This window comes from Sandarakinorhabdus sp. (genome assembly GCF_031422795.1).
Taxonomy (GTDB): domain Bacteria; phylum Pseudomonadota; class Alphaproteobacteria; order Sphingomonadales; family Sphingomonadaceae; genus Sandarakinorhabdus.
In genome coordinates, this window is record NZ_JANPML010000299.1 from 1 (window position 1) to 14,284 (window position 14,284).

Annotated in this window: 18 protein-coding genes and 1 pseudogene; 5 read left to right on the forward strand and 14 right to left on the reverse strand. The window is 64.7% G+C overall.

Features of this window, described 5'->3' with window-relative positions; translation table 11 throughout:
- Positions 1 to 649, reverse strand: a 649-nt coding sequence (locus tag RMO81_RS10765) for a DUF1254 domain-containing protein (RefSeq protein WP_310475858.1), incomplete at its 3' end; no start/stop codon positions are given.
- 92 nt (positions 650 to 741) lie between these two features.
- Between RMO81_RS10765 and RMO81_RS10770 the strand changes: the two genes are divergently transcribed.
- Positions 742 to 1,917 (forward strand): acetyl-CoA C-acetyltransferase, encoded by a 1,176-nt coding sequence (locus RMO81_RS10770; RefSeq protein ID WP_310475859.1) that lies wholly within the window; start codon positions 742 to 744, stop codon positions 1,915 to 1,917.
- A gap of 1 nt (position 1,918) precedes the next feature.
- Positions 1,919 to 2,818, forward strand: coding sequence for a crotonase/enoyl-CoA hydratase family protein (locus tag RMO81_RS10775; protein WP_310475860.1), 900 nt, complete (start codon positions 1,919 to 1,921; stop codon positions 2,816 to 2,818).
- Between the two features lie 20 nt (positions 2,819 to 2,838).
- Here RMO81_RS10775 and RMO81_RS10780 read toward each other — a convergent pair whose 3' ends face one another.
- Genes RMO81_RS10780 through mgtE form a run of 3 tightly spaced genes read right to left on the reverse strand, consistent with a single transcriptional unit; the run spans position 2,839 to position 5,046 of the window.
- On the reverse strand, positions 2,839 to 3,174 hold the full coding sequence (locus tag RMO81_RS10780; protein WP_310475861.1) for a GntR family transcriptional regulator: 336 nt from the start codon (positions 3,172 to 3,174) through the stop codon (positions 2,839 to 2,841).
- Between the two features lie 52 nt (positions 3,175 to 3,226).
- A complete protein-coding gene (locus RMO81_RS10785) occupies positions 3,227 to 3,637 on the reverse strand; it encodes a DUF1489 domain-containing protein (RefSeq protein WP_310475862.1) in 411 nt (136 codons plus the stop codon).
- Positions 3,637 to 5,046: a magnesium transporter gene (gene mgtE / locus RMO81_RS10790; protein ID WP_310475863.1), complete on the reverse strand. Its 1,410-nt coding sequence runs from the start codon at positions 5,044 to 5,046 to the stop codon at positions 3,637 to 3,639. Before mgtE ends, RMO81_RS10785 begins: the two co-directional genes overlap by 1 nt.
- 124 nt (positions 5,047 to 5,170) lie before the next feature.
- On the opposite strand from mgtE, the gene RMO81_RS10795 reads away from it, so the two are divergent.
- Complete coding sequence (locus RMO81_RS10795; protein WP_310475864.1) at positions 5,171 to 6,049, forward strand: hypothetical protein; 879 nt, start codon at positions 5,171 to 5,173, stop codon at positions 6,047 to 6,049.
- A gap of 12 nt (positions 6,050 to 6,061) precedes the next feature.
- Positions 6,062 to 6,427 (forward strand): hypothetical protein, encoded by a 366-nt coding sequence (locus RMO81_RS10800; RefSeq protein WP_310475865.1) that lies wholly within the window; start codon positions 6,062 to 6,064, stop codon positions 6,425 to 6,427.
- Here RMO81_RS10800 and greA read toward each other — a convergent pair.
- The 7 genes from greA to RMO81_RS10835 form a co-directional block, all read right to left on the reverse strand.
- On the reverse strand, positions 6,424 to 6,903 hold the full coding sequence (gene greA / locus RMO81_RS10805; RefSeq protein WP_310475866.1) for a transcription elongation factor GreA: 480 nt from the start codon (positions 6,901 to 6,903) through the stop codon (positions 6,424 to 6,426). The two genes, RMO81_RS10800 and greA, sit on opposite strands and share 4 nt — an antisense overlap.
- A 48-nt stretch (positions 6,904 to 6,951) precedes the next feature.
- Positions 6,952 to 7,299, reverse strand: coding sequence for a hypothetical protein (locus tag RMO81_RS10810; RefSeq protein WP_310475867.1), 348 nt, complete (start codon positions 7,297 to 7,299; stop codon positions 6,952 to 6,954).
- A gap of 166 nt (positions 7,300 to 7,465) precedes the next feature.
- The gene (gene queA / locus RMO81_RS10815) at positions 7,466 to 8,515 is read right to left on the reverse strand and encodes a tRNA preQ1(34) S-adenosylmethionine ribosyltransferase-isomerase QueA (RefSeq protein WP_310475868.1); all 1,050 of its coding nucleotides are present in this window, start codon (positions 8,513 to 8,515) and stop codon (positions 7,466 to 7,468) included.
- A gap of 52 nt (positions 8,516 to 8,567) precedes the next feature.
- Positions 8,568 to 9,326 (reverse strand): peptidylprolyl isomerase, encoded by a 759-nt coding sequence (locus RMO81_RS10820; protein WP_310475870.1) that lies wholly within the window; start codon positions 9,324 to 9,326, stop codon positions 8,568 to 8,570.
- On the reverse strand, positions 9,323 to 9,835 hold the full coding sequence (coaD, locus tag RMO81_RS10825; protein WP_310475871.1) for a pantetheine-phosphate adenylyltransferase: 513 nt from the start codon (positions 9,833 to 9,835) through the stop codon (positions 9,323 to 9,325). Before coaD ends, RMO81_RS10820 begins: the two co-directional genes overlap by 4 nt.
- Positions 9,836 to 9,846: 11 nt before the next feature.
- Positions 9,847 to 10,746 (reverse strand): farnesyl diphosphate synthase, encoded by a 900-nt coding sequence (locus RMO81_RS10830; protein WP_310475876.1) that lies wholly within the window; start codon positions 10,744 to 10,746, stop codon positions 9,847 to 9,849.
- Positions 10,747 to 10,756: 10 nt separating this feature from the next.
- A complete protein-coding gene (locus RMO81_RS10835) occupies positions 10,757 to 10,999 on the reverse strand; it encodes an exodeoxyribonuclease VII small subunit (RefSeq protein WP_310475872.1) in 243 nt (80 codons plus the stop codon).
- A 148-nt stretch (positions 11,000 to 11,147) separates the two neighbouring features.
- Here RMO81_RS10835 and RMO81_RS10840 point away from each other — a divergent pair, with 148 nt between their 5' ends.
- Positions 11,148 to 12,251 carry an NAD(P)-dependent alcohol dehydrogenase gene (locus RMO81_RS10840; protein ID WP_310475873.1) on the forward strand — a complete coding sequence of 368 codons (1,104 nt, stop codon included), beginning with the start codon at positions 11,148 to 11,150 and terminating at the stop codon, positions 12,249 to 12,251.
- Between the two features lie 79 nt (positions 12,252 to 12,330).
- On the opposite strand, the gene RMO81_RS10845 is transcribed toward RMO81_RS10840, so the two are convergent.
- The 3 genes and pseudogenes from RMO81_RS10845 to RMO81_RS10855 form a co-directional block, all read right to left on the reverse strand.
- Entirely contained in the window at positions 12,331 to 13,131 is an 801-nt protein-coding gene (locus tag RMO81_RS10845; RefSeq protein WP_310475874.1) for an enoyl-CoA hydratase-related protein, read from the reverse strand.
- Between the two features lie 85 nt (positions 13,132 to 13,216).
- Complete coding sequence (locus tag RMO81_RS10850; RefSeq protein ID WP_310475875.1) at positions 13,217 to 13,807, reverse strand: DUF4136 domain-containing protein; 591 nt, start codon at positions 13,805 to 13,807, stop codon at positions 13,217 to 13,219.
- A gap of 76 nt (positions 13,808 to 13,883) precedes the next feature.
- Positions 13,884 to 14,284, reverse strand: a pseudogene (locus RMO81_RS10855) (hypothetical protein); the annotation flags it as partial.

The following is a 14,284-nucleotide window of genomic DNA, read 5'->3' on the forward strand; positions in this document are numbered from 1 at the left end:
CGTTCACCACCACCCGCACCAGCAGCCAGGCATCGTTGGATTGGGAGCGCACCATTTCAACGCCAGCCGGCAGATCGCCGCGCCAATTGGGGCCAACAATCGCATAACGGCCGCCATTGGCACCCACCGAACGGGTGCCAAGCACAGCCCCCACATCGCTGGTGATGCTCATCAGCGATGCGGAATGATAGCGTTTGAGGCTAGGGATCGAGAAGAATACCGGCCCCTGGGCCAGATCGAGCCAGGCTGAGCCATAGAGCGTGTCGTTGTTGGGTGTCGTCACCTCCCGCATGCTGGCATCGGCCAGCGTGAGGCGCGGGATCAGCGCGTTGATACCGGTGCCCATCCCGGCGGCGGAAACGCGGCTGATCTGCAACTGGCGGGTGCGCAGCATTTCATAAGGCGCAAAGCCAAAGCGGAAGGCGCGGCGCAGGGCCTGGATTTCCGGCGTGTCGGGCAGCGGCACCGGCACCACAAAGGCGGACGCAGCCGGCTTGGCCGCTGGTTTGGCAGCGGTTTTGGCAACTGGTTTTGCCGCAGGCTTCTTCGCCGGCACGCTCCTTTTTGCCGGCGCTTTGGCCGGTGCCGCCGCGATTGGTTGGGCCAACATGGCCAGCAGTGCAGCGAATAGTCCCCAATTGCGGCGCATTCGCCTCTCCCTGATCATTTCGTCCGTCAATGCCCAAGGGGGTGAGCGGCGTAAAGTGCAGTGTTGCGAATCTGTGGATCAGGAGTCGGATTATGAGCGAAGCCTATATCGTTGCCGCCCAGCGCACTGCCGGTGGCCGTCGCGGCGGCCTGCTGCGCGATTGGCACCCTGCCGATCTGGCGGGCAAGGTGCTGGATGCCTTGGTGGACAAGACCGGGGTTGATCCGGCCCTGATCGAAGATGTGATCATGGGCTGCGTTGGCCAAGGCGGCCAGCAAAGCACCAACGTGGCGCGCACGGCCGTGCTCAGTTCAAAGCTGCCGGAATCGGTGCCGGGCACTTCGGTGGACCGTCAGTGCGGTTCCAGCCAGCAGGCGGTGCATTTTGCCGCCGCCACGGTGATGAGCGGCCAGATGGACGTGGTGATCGCCGCCGGGGTCGAATCGATGACCCGCGTGCCGATGGGCATGACGGTGAGCCTGCCCGCCAAGGCCGGCATGGGCATGCCCTATGGCGAGGCGATGGCGGCGCGTTATCCCGGCATCCAGTTCAGCCAGTTCACCGGTGCCGAGATGATCGCCGCCAAATATGGGCTGACCCGCGACATGCTCGATGAATTCGGGTTTGAAAGCCAGATGCGTGGCGGCCAGGCGGCAAAGAACGGCGCGTTCGATGCGGAAATCGTGCCGGTTGCGGTGACCAACCACGACGGCGCGTCGCTGATGCACACCCAGGACGAAGGCATTCGTTTCGATGTGTCGCTGGAAGGGGTGAAAGGCGTGAAGCTGATCAACCCCGAAGGCGGCCGGCTGACGGCAGCGACCAGCAGCCAGATCTGCGACGGTGCGTCGGGCGTGCTGATCGTCAACGAACGCGGCCTGAAGGCGCTGGGCGTCAAGCCGCTGGCCCGCATCCACACGATGACGGTGGTGGGCGAAGATCCAGTGATCATGCTGGAAGCCCCGATCGGTGCCACGAAAAAGGCGCTGCAGCGCGCTGGCATGAACATCAGCGACATCGATCTGTATGAGGTGAACGAAGCCTTTGCCTCGATCCCGCTGGCGTGGCTGCAGGTGCTGGAAGCGGATCATGCCCGCCTGAACGTCAACGGCGGCGCGATTGCACTGGGCCATCCGCTCGGCGCGTCGGGCACCAAGCTGATGACGACGCTGGTGCACGCGCTCCATGCGCGCGGCAAACGCTGGGGCCTGCAGACCATGTGCGAAGGCGGCGGCCTGGCCAATGTCACCATTATCGAGGCACTTTGACATGACCTACACCCAGATCGCCCTCGATATCGACGGCCCCATCGCCACCATCACGCTGGACCGCCCGGAAAAGCTGAACGCCTTCACCGGCGTGATGATGACCGAAATCATCGCGGCGTTTGACGAAACCGACGCCAATGATGCGGTGAAAGCCGTTATCGTCACCGGCCGCGGCCGGGCCTTCTGCGCCGGGGCCGATCTCAGCGCCGGGGCGGCGACCTTCGATTATGAAAAACTTGGCGGCGCCCGCAGTGCCAATCCGATGCAGGATGATGGCAGCGTCGATTGGGCCCACCCGGCCACCCGCGACGGCGGCGGCCAGGTGACGATGCGCATTTTCCGCAGCCTGAAACCGGTGATTGCAGCCGTGAACGGCCCGGCAGTGGGCATTGGTGCCACCATGCAGCTGGCGATGGATTTCCGCATGGCAAGCGACACGGCGCGTTTCGGTTTCGTGTTTGCGCGGCGCGGCATCGTGCCGGAGGCGGGCTCCAGCTGGTTCCTGTCCAAGCTGGTTGGCCTGCCGCAGGCGCTGGAATGGTGCATGACCGGCCGGGTGTTTGATGCCGCCGAAGCGGAAAAGGGCGGCCTCACCCGGTCCACCCATGCCCCCGACGATCTGCTGCCCGCCGCCCGTGCGCTGGCGCTGGAGATCGCCGAAAACACCGCGCCAGTGTCGGTGGCGCTCACAAGGCAGATGCTGTGGCGCATGGCTGGCGCGCCCAGCCCGTGGGATGCACACCGGCTGGATTCACAGCTGGTCTACATGCGCGGCCGGTCGGGGGATGCAAAGGAAGGCGTCGTCAGCTTCCTGGAAAAGCGCAAGCCGGCCTATCCGGACACGGTGAGCCAGGACATGCCGGACAACGTGTTCCCGTGGTGGCCGGAAGAAAAATGGTGAGGGCGCGCAAGCCCGCCTGATCAGACCTGTTCGAGCAGGTCCGTCACGTCCAGCCCAAGCTGGGCGATACGGGCCTGCACGCGCGGCCATTCCTCGGTGAGGAACTGGTTGCGTTCCTGGGCGAGCAGATTGTTCAGCGAGCCATCGGCAGCAAACAGGCCGACGCCCTTGCGCGCCCGCACCAGGCCAGTGGTTTGCAGATCCTGATAGGCCTTGGCGACGGTGAGCGGGTTCACCCCGGCTTCGGCGGCCAGCGCCCGCACGGAGGGCAGCATGGCGCCATCACCCAGCGTGAGGATGCGATCGATGATCAGATCGCGGATCTGGCGATAGATGGGACGGTCGGTGGCGAACATGCACTGTTCTATGCCGCCAGCACAGCCAAAGGTCAACTTGCGTGTTAAGTGCCTATAGCAGCCAGAGCGATTGCAGTTCCCGCACCATGAAGGCCGGCAGCGCATCGACACCGTCGCCGGGGCCGCCGCCCGCATCGGTCGGCGCGTCGGCGGCTTCCAGATAGCGCCAGCCCTGGTGCGCGCGGCAGGGGCGCGGATTGACCGCAACCGGCCCGGGCTGCAGTTCGATGGCGCATTTCGGCCCCCAATCGGTGCTGGCCATTTCGATCGATACTATGGTCTGCCGCGCCACCAGCCGGTGGCCGATGATCCAGAAAATCGATCCGCCGATCAGCTCCTCGGCGCGTTTTGGCATGTAGCGGGTGTGGGCGCCGGCGCGGCCTTCACCCCACCAGTGCGCCTGCCGTGCCACCAGAGTCTCGATGTCGCGGCAGCCAGCGGCCACTTTGGTCAGATGCAACATCAGCGGAGGTACTGGACGCCAACCAGCGTGGCGAGGCCAAGGAAGGCAAAGAAGCCCATGCTATCGGTGATCATCGTCACGAATACCGAAGACGCCACCGCCGGATCAGCCTCCAACCGGTCGAGGGTGAGCGGAACCATCACGCCGGCCAGCCCGGCCACCACGATGTTGAACAGCATGGCCGCGGCAATCACCAGCGCCAGATTGACGTTGCCGAACACCGCCGCAACGCCGATTGCCATCAATGCTGCCAGTGTGAGGCCGTTCAGGAACGCCACCCGGATTTCGCGCCAGATGGTGCGGCGGGTGTTGCTGTCGGTCAGCTGGTTGGTGGCGAGCGCGCGCACCGTCACGGCCATCGTCTGATTGCCGGCATTGCCGCCAACACTGGCCACGATGGGCGACAGCGCCGCTAGCGCCACCAGTGCCTCGATGCTGGCCGAAAACGCGCCGATCACACTGGCTGAAACCAGCCCGGTGATCAGATTGGCCACCAGCCAGCGCGATCGGGTGCGATAGGTGCTGAACACCGGTTCGTTGATGTCGCCATCGCCGGCGCCCGACAGTTTCAGCACGTCTTCGCCGGCTTCGGCCTGGATGATGTGCACAACATCGTCGACGGTGATGACGCCGACCAGCTTGCCAGCCGCATCAACCACGGCGGCAGAAATCAGGGCGTATTTCTGGAACTGCAGCGCCACCTCTTCCTGGTCCATGGTGACCGGAATCAGCGTCTGCTCGCGCTTCATCACATCGGCGACCATCAGATCGGGCGGCGCGGTCAGCAGCCAGCTCAGTCGCATGGTGCCGGTGGGCCGGCCCGCGATATCGACGACGAAGATTTCCCAGAAATCGGTGGCCGGATCGATGCTGGCGCGCACGCGATCAATCACGCCGCCCACGCTCATGGTTTCGGTCACCGCCACCAGGTCGCGCTGCATCAGGCGGCCGGCGGATTCGTCGGGGTAATTCAGCGCGGCTTCGATGTCGGCACGGTCTTCGGGGGCCAACGCGCGCAGCACTTCGCGCTGTTCATCGGCTTCCAGATCTTCGATGACGGCCACGGCATCATCGGTGTCGAGCTGGGTGACGACCTCGGCCACTTCGCCCGGCGACAGCGCCTCCAGCACGTCTTCGCGCACATAATCGTCAAGTTCGGCGATGACATCGGCGTTCAGCAGATCGCCCAGCGCACTGGCCAGCGGCGCGCGGCGATCAACCGGAAAGGCACCGAACAGATCGGCGACATCGGCCGGGTGCAGCGGGCTGACCAGCGCGCGCACGCCATCATCGTCGCCGCTGTCGAGCGCAGCGGCAACGTCACTGACAAAGGCCCGGCTCAGCCGGCCTTCTTCCAGCACATCCGGCGCTTCATCAGCGCGCGGGTCAAGGCGCAGATCGTCACTCACGGTTGCGGCTTATACGCGCCTTGGCCGGCAGCGCCAGTCTTGGCCGCAGGGTCGGCAAATGCGCCGCAGTCTGGCCCGATGGAGTCCGACTTGCCGCCACTCCGGCAGGCGATATGGTGACGCCATGCGCCTCAATCTGCCGTCCGCCATGCCACTGTTCGTTGCCGCTGGTCTGTCGGTTGCGGCGATCATCACCAGCTGGCCCGAACCGCTCAGCACGGGGTGGGAATGGGCGTCGCTGCTGGCGGCTGGGGCCGGCGTGCTGTTCAGCTTGCCGTTCTGGCGGGCCGCCCAGCTGGAAGCCATAGACGAAGGCAAATCGGGGATCGGCGCGCTGTTCGCGGTGATCTTTGCCGGCATGCTGGTGGCGGTGACCCTTTTGCACCTGGCCAACGCCATCCTGCCGCCGGGTGGTTCAAAGGAGATCGTGGTGGCAGTGTCCGACAAATATGTCAGCCGTGGCCGGCGTGGAAGCCGCAGCTATCATGTCGTGACAACCCCCGTGCCGGGTGACAGTGGCCGCACCGATCATACGGTTGGTGGTCTGTTTGCCAGTTCCGGCAGTTACAATGATTACCGGATCGGCGGCTGCATGGCGCTGCGCTGGCGGCCGGGCTGGTGGTGGCCGGTTGTGGTTCGGCGAGAGGCCGTTCCTTGCGTCGAAGCCCGACCGGTGGTCGCGCCGCCTCCCGCGCCGTCAATGGCAATGCCCGGCCCGGCTTGGAGCCTGGTTGACAGCAAGCTGGCTGTTGCAGCCGGTCAGCTCAACCTGCCGGCGGGTGGTATGCAACTCGAAATGACCGCGACCATCGACGCCAGCGGTGCCATCACAGGGCTTGTACCGGCGCCGAACACTGATCCACAGGCATTTCAGGCGGTGGCCCCCGTGCTGATGGCGCGGCCGGGTACGCTGGCCAACGGCCCCGGGGAACGGCGGTTGTGGCTGAAATTGTTGCCGCCACCTGTTGTGCCTCGACCCGATCGTATATCGCTACAGCGGTAGGGAGGCGCAGCGATGCTGATCTGGTTGCCGGTCGTCATTTATGGAACCACCGTGGTGCTGGGCCTGATGCTGGGCTGGCATTTCCTGAACGGCAAGCGCCCGTCGCAGGGCCTGCAGGCGCTGCATTTGGTTCTGGGACTGGGCGGGCTGGAAGCGGTGATGCTGTTGACCGCCAAAACGGGCGGCAGCCCGGATCTGAAGCAGAACGCCAGCATCGCGCTGGTCATGCTGGGACTGACCGCGGTGATTGGCCTGTTTGCCGGCATCCTGGCCAAGTCGCGCCCCGAAGGCCTTGGCCCGGTGCTGACGGCGCATGCCTTTTTGGGCGGATTTGCCTTTCTGGTGCTGGCCAATTGGGCAATGAACGCTGCGGGTTAGGCGACCGCGACGATCTCGACTTCCTGCCCTGCCAGCATCACGACATCGCCGACAGTCTTGCCGATCATGGCGCGCGCCAGCGGCGAAACATAGCTGACGCTGCCCTGGGCCGGATCGGCTTCGTCATCGCCAACGATGGCATAGGTCTGGGCGCGGCCATCGGCGCGCTCGAACGACACGCAGCTGCCAAAGCCGACGCTGCCATCGCCCGGCCGGGTTTCCACCAGCTGCGCCGAGGCACGGCGGGCGGACCAATAGCGCAGATCACGGGTGGCGCGGGCCATGGCGGTGCGGTCGCTGCTGATGGAGCCGCTGGCCTGAGCTTCGGCATAAGCAGCGCGCGCGGCGGTCAAGGCCGTTTCGATCTGGGCAAGGCCGTTGGTGGTGACCAGATTCGGGTGTGCGGGAATCGGCCGGTCTGGCAGATCAGCGGCAACCGCTTCGGCGTCCGATTCCTTGGTGAAGGCTACACTCATGGCTGAGCCCAGCCTAGGCCATCAGATGGGGAAATGCACCCCGTTGCGTCAGGCGCGTGCGGTGGTTCCAAGGAAGCGGTTCAACTGGCCCCGCAAGGACCAGGCTGGTTGCCGCGCCTTGACCGGGGCGGGCGCGAGTGGCTTCAGGCTGCTCAACGGCAGGATCTGACCGTCGTTGCCAACGGCCACCAGGCATTCAACGCCCGCTGCGTCGCGCATCACCACAAATCGGGCATCGCCGTCGGCCGTGCTCATCACAAAGCTGTGCTGATTGCGACGGACATAGCTGACGATGTTGATGGCCATATCCGACCAGCCGGCGCCGCCTAGCCGTTCGGCCACGAAACCATCGCTGCCGGGCAGCACTTCGATCTTGGAAACTCGATACTCAGCCATCCCTCGTGTCTGCCGAAGCCATGCGGTCGTGGCAAGCAGATATTTACGTTAAGACAATAATTCTGAACGGATTTGGACGAACATCGGATGGCCTGGGATTGATTGCCGCAGGCGCCTGTTCAGAAGCCACAGGCAGGGCCGATCTGATCAGACCAGCCGGCAAGTCTCAGGGTAGCAGCAACGACCCGTCGCCGTAGCTGTAGAAGCGATAGTCGTTCTCGATGGCGTGAACATAGGCCCGGCGCATCACGTCCAGCCCCATCAGCGCGCTGACCAGCATGAACAAGGTCGATCGCGGCAGGTGGAAATTGGTGATCAGGCCGTCGACGGCCTTCCAGCGGTAACCCGGCGTGATGAAAATCGCGGTGTCGCCCGAAAACGGGCGTATGGCACCGCCCTTGTCGGCGGCGGATTCGAGCAGGCGCAGCGAGGTGGTGCCCACGGCAATGATGCGACCGCCCGTGGCCCGGGCGGCATTGAGGCGCAGCGCCGTCTGATCGTCGATGCTGCCCCATTCGGCATGCATCCGGTGATCTGCCACCCGTTCGGCCTTGACCGGCAGGAAGGTGCCGGCGCCGACATGCAGGGTCACAGTTTCACGGGCAATGCCGGCTTCGTGCAGAGCAGACCACAGGCGCGGCGTGAAGTGCAGGCCGGCGGTGGGGGCGGCCACGGCGCCATCCTTGGCGGCATGCAGCGTCTGGTAGTCGCTGAAATCCTGGGCATCAATGCCGCGCCGGCGGGCGATATAGGGCGGCAGCGGCATCTCGCCGACGCTGTGCAACGCCGATTCCAGCGGCTGGCCGGCGGTTTCGAACTGCCAGAGCACGCCGCCTTCGTCGGCCTTTTCGATCACCTCACCGATCAGCACGGTGCTGCCACCCTGGCTGAAGTCCACGCGGGTGCCGGGTTTCAGACGGCGGGCGTTCTTGACGAAGCTCCACCAGCGATTGCCGGCTTCGCGCTTGTGCAGTGTCACGCCGATGGCGGCCTGGCCTACGGTGGCAAACAATTGTGCCGGGATCACGCGGGTATCGTTCACCACCAGCACGTCGCCGGGGCGCAGCAGGCCGGGCAGATCGGTGAAACGACGATCGCCCAGCGTGCCGCCGTTCACGCCATGCACGGTCAGCAGGCGGGCACTGTCACGCGGGCTTGCCGGCCGCAGGGCAATGCGGTCTTCGGGCAAGTGGAAATCGAAATCGTTGACCAGCATCGGGGGAACAGCCCTGTGGTGGAGAAAAGGGGTAAGGCCTGAGCGCGCCAGATCAGCGAGGCGGCTGCGGCCCTGATGCCGGTGCAGCTGCCGGCCCCGATGCTGGTGGCGGCAAGCCCAGCACACCCGCCGGAATTGCCGAGGCCTTGGCTTTCAGCGCGGCAAAATCGGGCGGCGGCACCTTGTCGGCGGCGATGCTGGCCTTGACGATGCGGCTGGGATTTTCCGGCGGCTCACCCTTTTCGATGGCATCGACATGGGCCATGCCTTCCACCACCCGGCCCCACACAGTGTAGGTGCGGTCCAGTTTCAGGGCGGGCATCAATACCATGTAAAACTGGCTGTTGGCACTGTCGTCGCTTTGCGATCGCGCCATGGCAGCGGCGCCGCGCACGTGCGGCAGATCGTTGAACTCGGCCTTCAGATCGTCCAGCTTGGAACCGCCGGTGCCGGTGCCGGTCGGGTCACCGCCCTGCGCCATGAAACCGTCGATCACGCGGTGGAAGATGGTGCCGTCGTAGAATCCCTGGCGCGCCAGTGCCTTGATACGCTCGACATGCTTGGGGGCCACATCCGGGCGCATGACGATCTTGACGCGCCCGCCCGACGACAGGTCGAGCACCAGCATATTTTCCGGATCCACCTGAGCGATCATGCCGGCGATGTTGGATGGCGCCGCCATTTCCGGCAGCTTGGGCGGGGCCTTCAGATCCTTGGGATCAGTACGCTGTGCCTGGGCCAGCGCGCCGCTAAAGGCTGGGCCGGTCGCCAGCGCAAGAACAGCAGCAATCAACAGCGAAAATCGCATCATTGGCCTTTCAAACCGATTTCCGCGACCCGGGTCACCACGTCTTCGGCGATGCGGGGCGGAACGAACTTGCGGATATCGCCACCATAAACAGCAATTTCCTTGACCAGACGTGAAGCGATTGGCTGCAAGGCGACATCGGCCATCAAAAATACCTGCTCGATGTCGTCGTTCAGCGCGCGGTTCATGCCGGTCATCTGGAACTCATATTCGAAATCGCCGGCACCGCGCAGGCCACGCACGATCACGGTGGCGCCCAGCCGTTCGGCAAACGACATCAGCAGCTCGTCGAATTCCACCACCTCGACATTGCCGATTTCGCCGCATTCGCGGGCAATCTGCGCCTTGCGCTCGGCCAGCGTGAACATTGGCGATTTCGATGGGTTGGTGGCCACGCCGATCACCAGCCTGTCGACCAGCCGCGCACCACGGTGGATGATATCCATATGCCCAAGGGTCATGGGATCGAAGGTGCCGGGATAGACGCCGATGCGCGGGCCAATCGTGGTCATGGGCTGGTTCCTTACCGGTCGCGCTCAACGGCAAAGCGCGCGATGGCGCGCAACAAGTCGGCCTCTGGCCCGAACGAAGCGAGGTGGGCGATGGCCTGATCGATCAGCATGTTGGCCTGGGTGCGGGCGCGTTCGACACCCAGCAGCGAGACAAACGTCGCCTTGCCGGCGGCGGCATCCTTTTGGACGGCCTTGCCGGTCTTGGCGGATTCGCCTTCGACATCGAGCAGATCGTCGGCGATCTGGAATGCCAGCCCCAGATCGCGGGCATAGCCGCGCAGCGATGTCTTGTTGGCGTCCGAAGCGCGGCCCATGATGGCGCCGGCTTCGAGGCACCAGACGATCAGCGCGCCGGTTTTCAATTGTTGCAGGCGGGTGATGCCGGCCAGATCATAGGTTACGTCGCCGGCCACCAGATCCATCATCTGGCCGCCGGCCATGCCGGCCGGGCCGGACTGGATGGCCAGTTCCGTCACCAGCTCAAGGCGAGCGAACGGGTCTTCATGGGTGGCCGGATCGGCTAGGATTTCAAAGGCCAGATCGTGCAGGCAATCGCCGGCCAGCACAGCGGTGGCTTCGTCAAAGGCCTTGTGAACGGTGGGCTTGCCGCGGCGCAGATCGTCGTCGTCCATGCACGGCAGATCGTCGTGGATCAGGCTGTAGCAATGGATGCATTCGATGGCCAAGGCGACACGCAGCGCCTGTTCACGGCTGACATGGAAAATGTCGCAGGCGGCGACCACCAGCAATGGCCGCATGCGCTTGCCGCCGCCAATCACGGCATGGCGCATGGCTTCATACAGGCGGGCGCGGCTGTCGTCCGGCACGGCCAGCAGCCGGTCAAAGCGCTGATCAATGGCCTTGCCGATCGCATCAAGCGCCGGCTTCAGGCTGAGCGAAGGTTGCACCATCCCGGCCACCCTATTGCGCGTCAAAGGGGCGGGTGGCGACGGCTTCACCGGCGGCATTCTGTTGAATCTGCTCGATCCGCATGCGGGCATCATTCAGGCGCGCCTCGCACAGGCTCTTCAACGTCTGGCCGCGTTCATACAGGCGGATGCTGTCATCAAGGCTGAGATCGCCTGATTCCAGCTTGCGCACAATGTCTTCCAGTTCGCGCAGAGCATCCTCGAAACTGGGCTGGGTGGCAGCGGGCGTGTCCATGGTCGCCGTATCTGAACGGGCGCGGGCGCGTGGTCAAGCACATGGTCGTGCTGAAGAGCAAGCAGTGCGGTCGAATGTGGACATCAAACCACCTTGCCAGCCCGGCGAGGTGGCGCGAAAATAAGTGCGAAGGATCAGGAGACCTGCAATGCCAACTTCCACTCGCGCCGCCGTTCTGCGCCAACGTGGCGGCCCGTACAGCATCGAACAGGTGGAACTGGCCGATCCGGGGCCGGGGCAGTTGGTGGTCAAGCTGGCGGCGTGCGGCATCTGTTTCACCGATGTCGGCGTGCAGCGTTATGAGCAGGGCACGCCGCTGCCGCAGGTGCTGGGGCACGAAGGGGCCGGCACCGTGCTGGCGTTGGGCGAGGGGGTCAGCCATGTCGCGCCGGGTGACCGCGTTGTGCTGAGCTATGCCAGCTGCGGCGCCTGTGCCAGTTGTAGCCACGACCATCCGCAATATTGCAGCAATTTCATGGCGCTGAACTATGCCGGTGTGCTGCCGGATGGGCGGGTGCCGATGCAGCAGGGCGGCCAGCCGATCTATGGCGGTTTCTTCGGCCAATCAAGTTTTGCCGATCACGCCATCGCCTATGCCCGCAACACGGTGAAACTGGCCGATGATGTGCCGTTCGCGCTGGCGGCGCCCTTTGGCTGCGGCCTGCAGACCGGGGCTGGCACCGCCTACAACACGTTGAATGTGCAGGCGGAGCACAGTTTTGCAGTGATGGGTGCGGGTTCGGTGGGGCTGGCGGCGATGCTGGCGGCGGTTGATCGCGGCTGCCACACCGTCATCGCCATCGACCGTGTGGCGGAACGGCTTGATCTGGCCCGGCAACTCGGCGCGACTCACACGATATTGGCCGACGGGCGCGATCTGATGGCCGCCCTGCGCGCCATCGTGGCCACCGGCATCGATCGCATCGTCGATACCACTGGCGTGTCATTGGTGATCCGCGCCGGGCTGGAGGCCCTGGCCAGTCGCGGCGAGCTGGCCATGCTGGCCGTCACTGCGCCGGGCACCGAAATCAGCTTCAACCCCAACACGATGCTTGGCGGCCGCTCGCTGAAAGGCGCGGTGGAAGGCGATGCCGATCCGCAGGCCTTTATCCCGTGGTTGATCGACCGTCACCGTGCCGGCCGTTTCAATCATGCGCCGTTGGTCACGGAATATCCGCTGGATGCGATCAACGAGGCCGTGGCCGACATGGCCAGCGGCAAGGTGGTGAAGCCCGTGCTGGTGATGGGCTGACTTACTTGCCGCTGAAGGCGGCGTTGCCTATTTGCCGCTGAACGCGGCGTTGCCTATTTGCCGCTGAACGCGGTGTTGCCTATTTGCCGCTGAACGCGGCGGGCCGCTTCTGCAGGAAGGCGCTCACCCCTTCGACGAAATCGGCGCTGCGGCCGGCTGCCAGCTGGTTGCGGCGTTCGACCATCAGCCCTTCGCTCAGCGTCGTATCCATGCAGGCACGGATGCCCTGGCGGATCAGCGCATAGGATTTGGTCGGCCCCTTGGCCAGTTTCTCGGCAATGGCGCGGGTGGCGGCGGCAAGGTCGGCATCGTCCACCACCTTGTAAACCATGCCCCAATCAGCGGCGGTTTCGGCCGGAATCCGTTCGCCCAGCATCATCATCGCCTGCGCCCGGGCGCGGCCGGCAAGGCGCGGCAGCAGCCAGGTCGAACCGACGTCGGGCACCAGGCCGATGTTGATGAAGGCCTGCAGGAAATAGGCGGATTTGCCGGCGATCACGATGTCGCCCGCCAGCGCATAGGAACAGCCAGCGCCCGCCGCCGCGCCATTGACCGACGTGATGAACGGCACTGGCAGCGCGAACAGCCGCTCCAGCAGCGGGTTGAAATGGGTTTCCAGCACGGCCCCGGCATCCGGCGGACCAGAACGCTGAACCCCGCCACCCGCGCCGCCGCCGGCCAGATCGGCACCCGAACAAAAAGCCCGGCCCGCACCGGTGAGCACCAGCACGCGGGCAGTGCCTTCATCGCGCACCCGGTCAACTGCGTCGATCATTTCGCTGATCACGCCAACATGCAGGGCGTTCATCACCTGCGGGCGGTTGAGGGTGATGGTGGCGATGCCGTCGGCTTCGTCGAACAGGATATGCTGGTAAGCCATGAGTGTGTCTCCTCAGCCATGCATAGCCGCTGACCGGCCTGCCGCCAGCCGGGCAAAAGCGGGAGGGGTGGTCGATCAAGGGCGATCAGCGTGGGTTGGTCGGCACCGGAAACTTGGCAAAGGCCTGCGTTACCGCGCTATCGATGGCGGCTGGCAAATTGTCGAGCGCCTTGCCGTTGACCTTGCCAACCACCACGCCTTCCCACACCAGCTGTTTCTTCGCCGCATCGGCAATATCGATGTTCAACGTGCCTTCCTGATAGTTGGTGACGGTTGTCTGATCCTGATAGAGCGGAAACGGCGCATACAGGCCGGCGCGATAGCCATAATAGCCCGGACCCCACGGATAACGCCCGATGCCCGCACCCATCATTGGTGCCGGCGTGGTGGTCACCCGCGTCTTGTCGGCCAGCTGCGCGTTGAAATTGACGATCAGATCGGGGGTGGCGCTTTCGCTCAGTCCGCGAGCATTGAGTTCGCGGCGGGCAGCGGTTTTCAGCGCATCTGAAACCACGCTTTGATAACCACCGCGATCGGTACCAAGCGGACTGGCAAAGCCAAAGCTGCGATAGACGGCGAAATTGGCCTGCGGATCGGCCAGCGCCCGCACGCTGGGGCCGCTGGCACAACCCGCCAGCGCCAAAGCCAAACCCAATGCTGCAAACCGCATATTCATGTCCTTCCCCGTGAAACCGTTGATGGTGTCTTGCGCCGAACACCGGCCCCGTCAACCATCACAGCACCAAGCCGGCTCACAGATCGGGCATGATCTCCAGGATGGCGGCCAGGCAATCGCGGCCCAGCAGCTTCGATCGTTCCGGCGACCAGCCATGATCGGCGCAGGGCAGATCGTCATTGTCCTTGAACGGCATTTCCAGCGTCATCGCCACGCAGCCGAACCGTTCCGCCAGCTGGTTGGTGCTCATCGCCAGATTGGCGGTGCCGGGGCGGGAAACGGGATAGCCCCTGGCCGTCTGGAAATCCGGCGTGATGCGCGCCAGCCGCGCCTTGTAATCGGCCAGCAGCGCCAGTTGCCTGTTGGTGATCGACGGGATGCCTTCAAAGCCGGCGATGAACACCTGCGGGATGGCCTCGTCGCCGTGCACATCCATGGCGAGATCGCAGCCGGTCTTGTCCATCGCGTCCCGCACGC